The following is a 5,741-nucleotide window of genomic DNA, read 5'->3' as shown; positions in this document are numbered from 1 at the left end:
ACCCCGCCACGCGGGCTGGCTGACCCCGCGGCTGTGCGCGGGGGGGGGGCGGGGCGCCCCCCGACTTCGGATGAAGGTTCGGTTGCGCCGCCACGGCGGCGCAGCCACCCCCGACACCAGCGATCGAGCTAATCATGAATATCAATCTCACCCTCTTTGCACAGGCCCTGGCCTTTGCTTTGCTGATCTGGATCATCGCGACCAAGATCTGGCCGCCGTTGTTGAAGGCCATTGAAGAGCGCCAGCAGAAGATCGCTGAGGGCTTGGCCGCTGCCGACCGCAGCCAGAAAGATCTGGCGCAGGCGGAAGTAAAGGTCAACGAGGCACTGAAAGAAGCCCGTGGCAAGGCCAACGAGATCATCGACCAGGCGCATGCCCGTGCGAACCAGATCGTTGAAGCCGCCAAGAACGAAGCCATCGCCGAAGCCACCCGCCAGAAAGAACTGGCCCAGGCTGAAATCGACGCCGCCGCCAACCGTGCCCGCGAAGATCTGCGCAAGCAGGTGTCCGCCCTGGCCGTGACCGGTGCCGAAAAGCTGCTCAAGCGCGAAATCGATGCCAACGCCCACAAGGCGCTGCTCGACGAGCTGGCTGCGGAGATCTGATCGATGAGCCAGACCCTCACGCTTGCCCGCCCGTACGCCCGCGCCGCTTTCGCGATTGCGCGTGAGGAAGGCAAGTTCGCGCCGTGGTCGGACGCGCTTGCGTTCTCCGCCCGCGTTGCAGCCGATCCGCGCGTGTCGGCCTTGCTGTCGAATCCGCAGCTGAGCCGCGGCGATGCCGTCGCCCTGCTGACCCCGGACGCGACCAGCGAGACCTACGGTCGCTTCCTGTCCCTGCTGGCCGAAGGCCGCCGCCTGCAGCAGTTGCCGGAAATCTCCGGTCTGTTCGAGCAGCTGCGCGCTGAAGCCGAACACGTGGTCAAGGCCACCGTCACCTCGGCCGCCGAACTGTCGGGCGAGGAACTGGACAAGATCAAGGCTGCGCTGCGCAAGCGTTTCGGCCGCGACGTCGAGGTATCGACCGCGGTGGACGCTTCGCTGATCGGCGGCGCCGTGATCGATGCCGGCGACGTGGTCATCGATGGCTCGCTCAAGGGCAAGCTGTCGCGCCTGCAGACCGCGCTCGCACACTGAATTCACATTACCGTCCGGCCACAAGCCGGCACTAGGACTTGACGATGGCTACCACGCTCAACCCCTCTGAAATCAGCGAACTGATCAAGACCCGCATCGAGAAGGTCGCCCTGTCCGCGGAATCGCGCAACGAAGGCACCGTCACCAGCGTGTCCGACGGCATCGTGCGCATCTTCGGTCTGGCCGACGTGATGCAGGGCGAAATGATCGAACTGCCGAACAACACCTTTGCCCTGGCACTGAACCTGGAGCGCGACTCGGTCGGCGCCGTGGTCCTGGGCGACTACCAGAACCTGCGCGAAGGCGACGTGGCCAAGACCACCGGCCGCATCCTGGAAGTGCCGGTTGGCCCGGAAATGCTCGGCCGCGTTGTCAACGCGCTGGGTGAGCCGATCGACGGCAAGGGCCCGCTGGGCACCGCGCTGACCGCTCCGGTGGAGCGCGTTGCTCCGGGCGTGATCTGGCGCAAGTCGGTCGACCAGCCGGTGCAGACCGGTTACAAGTCGGTCGACTCGATGATCCCGATCGGCCGTGGCCAGCGCGAGCTGATCATCGGTGACCGTCAGACCGGCAAGACCGCGATGGCGATCGATGCCGTGATCAACCAGAAGGGCACCGGCATCAAGTGCGTGTACGTAGCGATCGGCCAGAAGGCCTCGACCGTTGCCAACATCGTGCGCAAGCTGGAAGAGAACGGCGCCCTGGCCCACACCGTGGTCGTGGCTGCCACCGCTTCCGAATCGGCTGCGATGCAGTACATCAGCGCCTACGCTGGCTGCACCATGGGTGAGTACTTCATGGACCGCGGCGAAGACGCCCTGATCGTGTACGACGATCTGTCCAAGCAGGCTGTTGCCTACCGCCAGATCTCGCTGCTGCTGAAGCGCCCGCCGGGCCGCGAAGCCTACCCGGGTGACGTGTTCTACCTGCACTCCCGCCTGCTCGAGCGCGCAGCTCGCGTGTCGGAAGAGTATGTCGAGAAGTTCACCAACGGCGCCGTCACCGGCAAGACCGGTTCGCTGACCGCACTGCCGATCATCGAAACCCAGGCTGGCGACGTTTCTGCGTTCGTTCCGACCAACGTGATCTCGATCACCGACGGCCAGATCTTCCTGGAAACCGACCTGTTCAACGCGGGTATCCGTCCGGCCGTCAACGCCGGTATCTCGGTGTCGCGCGTCGGTGGTTCGGCCCAGACCAAGATCATCAAGAAGCTGTCCGGCGGTATTCGTATCTCGCTGGCCCAGTACCGTGAGCTGGCTGCGTTCGCGCAGTTCGCTTCCGACCTTGACGAAGCCACCCGCAAGCAGCTGGAGCGCGGCCAGCGCGTCACCGAGCTGATGAAGCAGAAGCAGTACGCACCGATGTCGATCGCCGACCAGGCACTGTCGATCTACGCCGTCAACGAAGGCTTCCTCGACGACGTGCCGGTCAACAAGCTGCTCTCGTTCGAAGCCGGCCTGCACGCCCACTTCGCCAACACCGCAGGTGAGTTGACCTCCAAGATCAACAGCACCGGCGCCTGGAACGACGACATCGAAGCTGCCTTCAAGAAGGGCATCGCCGATTTCAAGAGCACCGGCACCTGGTAAGAGCGTATGTAGAGCGGAGCCTTGCTCCGCTTCACACTGATAAAGCGGGGCATAGCCCCGCTCTACGGGAATAAGAGATGGCAAGCGGACGCGAAATCAAAACCAAGATCAAGAGCGTGCAGAACACCCGCAAGGTGACGCGCGCGCTCGAAATGGTCTCGGCCTCCAAGATCCGCAAGGCGCAGGATCGGATGAAGACCTCGCGTCCGTACGCGCAGGCGATGAAGCAGGTGATCGGTCACCTGGCCCAGGCCAGCACCGATTTCCAGCACCCGTTCCTGGTCGAGCGTGAGCAGGTCAAGCGCGTGGGTTACATCGTGATCTCCTCCGATCGCGGTCTGGCCGGCGGCCTGAACAACAACCTGTTCCGCAAGACGGTCGCGGAAATGCGCGACTGGCAGGACAAGGGCGCCGAGATCGACGTGGTGACCGTTGGCCAGAAGGCCGGCGCGTTTTTCCGTCGCGTCAACGTCAACATGGCCGCCTCGGTGGCCAACATCGGCGACCAGCCCAAGCTGGAAACGCTGATCGGCGTGATCAAGGTCATGCTGGATGCCTTCACCGAAGGCAAGGTTGACCGCGTCTACCTGGTCTACAACCGCTTCATCAACACGATGACGCAGAAGGCCAGCTTCGACCAGCTGCTGCCGTTGCCGGCCGCCGAAAAGCAGGTGGCTTCGCACGACTGGGATTACCTGTACGAGCCTGACGCGGCAACCGTGCTTGAGCACGTGATCACCCGCTACATCGAATCGTTGGTGTATCAGGCGGTGCTGGAGAATGTTGCCTCCGAGCACGCAGCTCGCATGGTGGCGATGAAGGCGGCAAGCGACAACGCGAACAAGATGATCGGAACCCTGCAGCTGGTCTACAACAAGGCCCGCCAGGCAGCGATCACCCAGGAAATCTCCGAAATCGTCAGCGGCGCGGCAGCGGTCTAACGCGCGCAGTCAACAGCACACATTTAGAGGATGCAGCAATGAGTCAGGGCAAGATCGTTCAGATCATCGGCGCGGTCGTCGACGTCGAATTCCCGCGCACCGACGTGCCGAAGGTGTACGACGCGCTGAAGGTCGACAACACCGAAATCACGCTGGAAGTCCAGCAGCAGCTGGGTGACGGTATCGTCCGCGCGATTGCGCTGGGCTCGACCGACGGCCTGAAGCGTGGCCTGGTTGCCACCAACACCAACCGCGCCATCTCGGTGCCGGTCGGCGCTGGCACCCTGGGCCGCATCATGGACGTGCTGGGTCGCCCGATCGACGAAGCCGGCCCGGTGCAGGCTTCTGACAGCTGGGAAATCCACCGTTCGGCCCCGTCGTATGAAGACCAGTCTTCCTCGACCGAGTTGCTGGAAACCGGCATCAAGGTCATCGACCTGATGTGCCCGTTCGCCAAGGGCGGCAAGGTCGGCCTGTTCGGCGGCGCCGGCGTCGGCAAGACCGTCAACATGATGGAGCTGATCAACAACATCGCCAAGGCGCACAGCGGTCTGTCCGTGTTCGCCGGCGTGGGTGAGCGTACCCGTGAGGGCAACGACTTCTACCACGAAATGAAGGACTCCAACGTCCTCGACAAGGTGGCGATGGTGTACGGCCAGATGAACGAGCCGCCGGGCAACCGTCTGCGCGTTGCACTGACCGGCCTGACCATGGCGGAGTACTTCCGTGATGAGAAGGACGCCAGCGGCAAGGGCAAGGACGTGCTGCTGTTCGTCGACAACATCTACCGCTACACCCTGGCCGGTACCGAAGTGTCGGCACTGCTGGGCCGTATGCCGTCGGCGGTGGGTTACCAGCCGACCCTGGCCGAGGAAATGGGCGTCCTGCAGGAGCGCATCACATCGACCAAGTCCGGCTCGATCACCTCGATCCAGGCCGTGTACGTGCCCGCCGATGACTTGACCGATCCGTCGCCGGCCACCACGTTCGCCCACTTGGATTCGACCGTGACCCTGTCGCGTTCGATCGCCTCGCTGGGTATCTACCCGGCGGTGGATCCGCTGGACTCGACCTCGCGCCAGATGGACCCGCAGGTCATCGGTACCGAGCACTACGACACCGCACAGCGCGTCCAGCAGACCCTGCAGAAGTACAAGGAACTGAAGGACATCATTGCCATCCTGGGCATGGACGAACTGTCCCAGGAAGACAAGGAAGCCGTGTCGCGCGCCCGTAAGATCGAGCGCTTCTTCAGCCAGCCGTTCCACGTGGCCGAAGTGTTCACCGGCTCGCCGGGCAAGTACGTGCCGTTGAAGGACACCATCCGTGGCTTCAAGGCCATCGTCGATGGCGAATACGACCACCTGCCGGAGCAGGCGTTCTACATGGTCGGCGGCATCGAAGAAGCGGTCGAGAAGGCCAAGAAGATGGCTGAAAAGGCCTAATAACCACGTAGGGCGGAGCATGCTCCGCCCACGCGGCAACCTGCGGTGGGCGCAGGCCCACCCAACCAGGCGAAGAGAGATCCATGAGCACCATCCGTTGCGACATCGTCAGTGCCGAGCAGCAGATCTTCAGCGGCGAAGCGACCCTGGTCGTGGCCACCGGTGAGCTGGGCGAGCTGGGCATCGCGCCCAAGCACGCACCGCTGATCACCCGTCTGAAGCCGGGTAAGGTCGTGGTCACCACCGCTGCAGGCGAGCAACTGGATTTCGCCATTTCCGGCGGCATCCTGGAAGTACAGCCGCAGGTCGTTACCGTGCTGGCCGACACTGCCATTCGCGCCAGCGACATCGATGAAGCATCGGTGCGCAAGGCCAAGGAAGAAGCAGAGCGCGTGCTGGCACACCGTGGCGAAGCCATGGAACTGGCCGAGGCACAGCAGAAGCTGGCCGAAGTCACCGCCCAGCTGCAAGCCCTGGAGCGCCTGCGCCGCAACCTCAAGCACTGAGGATTGCAGCAGCATCAAAAAAACGCCGGCCAACGCCGGCGTTTTTTTTGCACATGCTTTTGTAGTGCCGAGCCATGCTCGGCAGGGGCATTACCGGTAAAGCCTCTGCCGAGCATGGCTC

Annotated in this window: 6 protein-coding genes; all 6 read left to right on the top strand. The window is 63.4% G+C overall.

From position 1 onward, the window contains the following. Window positions 1–134: 134 nt before the first annotated feature. The 6 genes from QMX78_RS19720 to QMX78_RS19695 all read left to right on the top strand — a co-directional run bounded on the left by QMX78_RS19720 (window position 135) and on the right by QMX78_RS19695 (window position 5,620). A complete protein-coding gene (locus tag QMX78_RS19720) occupies window positions 135–605 on the top strand; it encodes a F0F1 ATP synthase subunit B (protein ID WP_282272812.1) in 471 nt (156 codons plus the stop codon). 3 nt (window positions 606–608) lie between these two features. After that, window positions 609–1,136, top strand: coding sequence for a F0F1 ATP synthase subunit delta (locus tag QMX78_RS19715; RefSeq protein ID WP_282272810.1), 528 nt, complete (start codon window positions 609–611; stop codon window positions 1,134–1,136). A 44-nt stretch (window positions 1,137–1,180) separates the two neighbouring features. Further along, window positions 1,181–2,728, top strand: a complete 1,548-nt coding sequence (atpA, locus tag QMX78_RS19710; protein ID WP_282272809.1) for a F0F1 ATP synthase subunit alpha — start codon at window positions 1,181–1,183, stop codon at window positions 2,726–2,728. Window positions 2,729–2,805: 77 nt separating this feature from the next. After that, complete coding sequence (atpG, locus tag QMX78_RS19705; protein WP_057626866.1) at window positions 2,806–3,669, top strand: F0F1 ATP synthase subunit gamma; 864 nt, start codon at window positions 2,806–2,808, stop codon at window positions 3,667–3,669. A gap of 38 nt (window positions 3,670–3,707) precedes the next feature. After that, the gene (atpD, locus tag QMX78_RS19700; RefSeq protein ID WP_282272807.1) at window positions 3,708–5,114 is read left to right on the top strand and encodes a F0F1 ATP synthase subunit beta; all 1,407 of its coding nucleotides are present in this window, start codon (window positions 3,708–3,710) and stop codon (window positions 5,112–5,114) included. Between the two features lie 83 nt (window positions 5,115–5,197). Then, window positions 5,198–5,620: a F0F1 ATP synthase subunit epsilon gene (locus QMX78_RS19695; RefSeq protein ID WP_282272805.1), complete on the top strand. Its 423-nt coding sequence runs from the start codon at window positions 5,198–5,200 to the stop codon at window positions 5,618–5,620. Window positions 5,621–5,741 lie beyond the last annotated feature (121 nt).

It is taken from the genome of Stenotrophomonas sp. PS02298 (assembly GCF_029959445.1).
Classification (GTDB): domain Bacteria; phylum Pseudomonadota; class Gammaproteobacteria; order Xanthomonadales; family Xanthomonadaceae; genus Stenotrophomonas.
The sequence above is the reverse complement of the archived record's forward strand: the minus strand, read 5'-3'. Positions and strand labels throughout refer to the sequence as shown.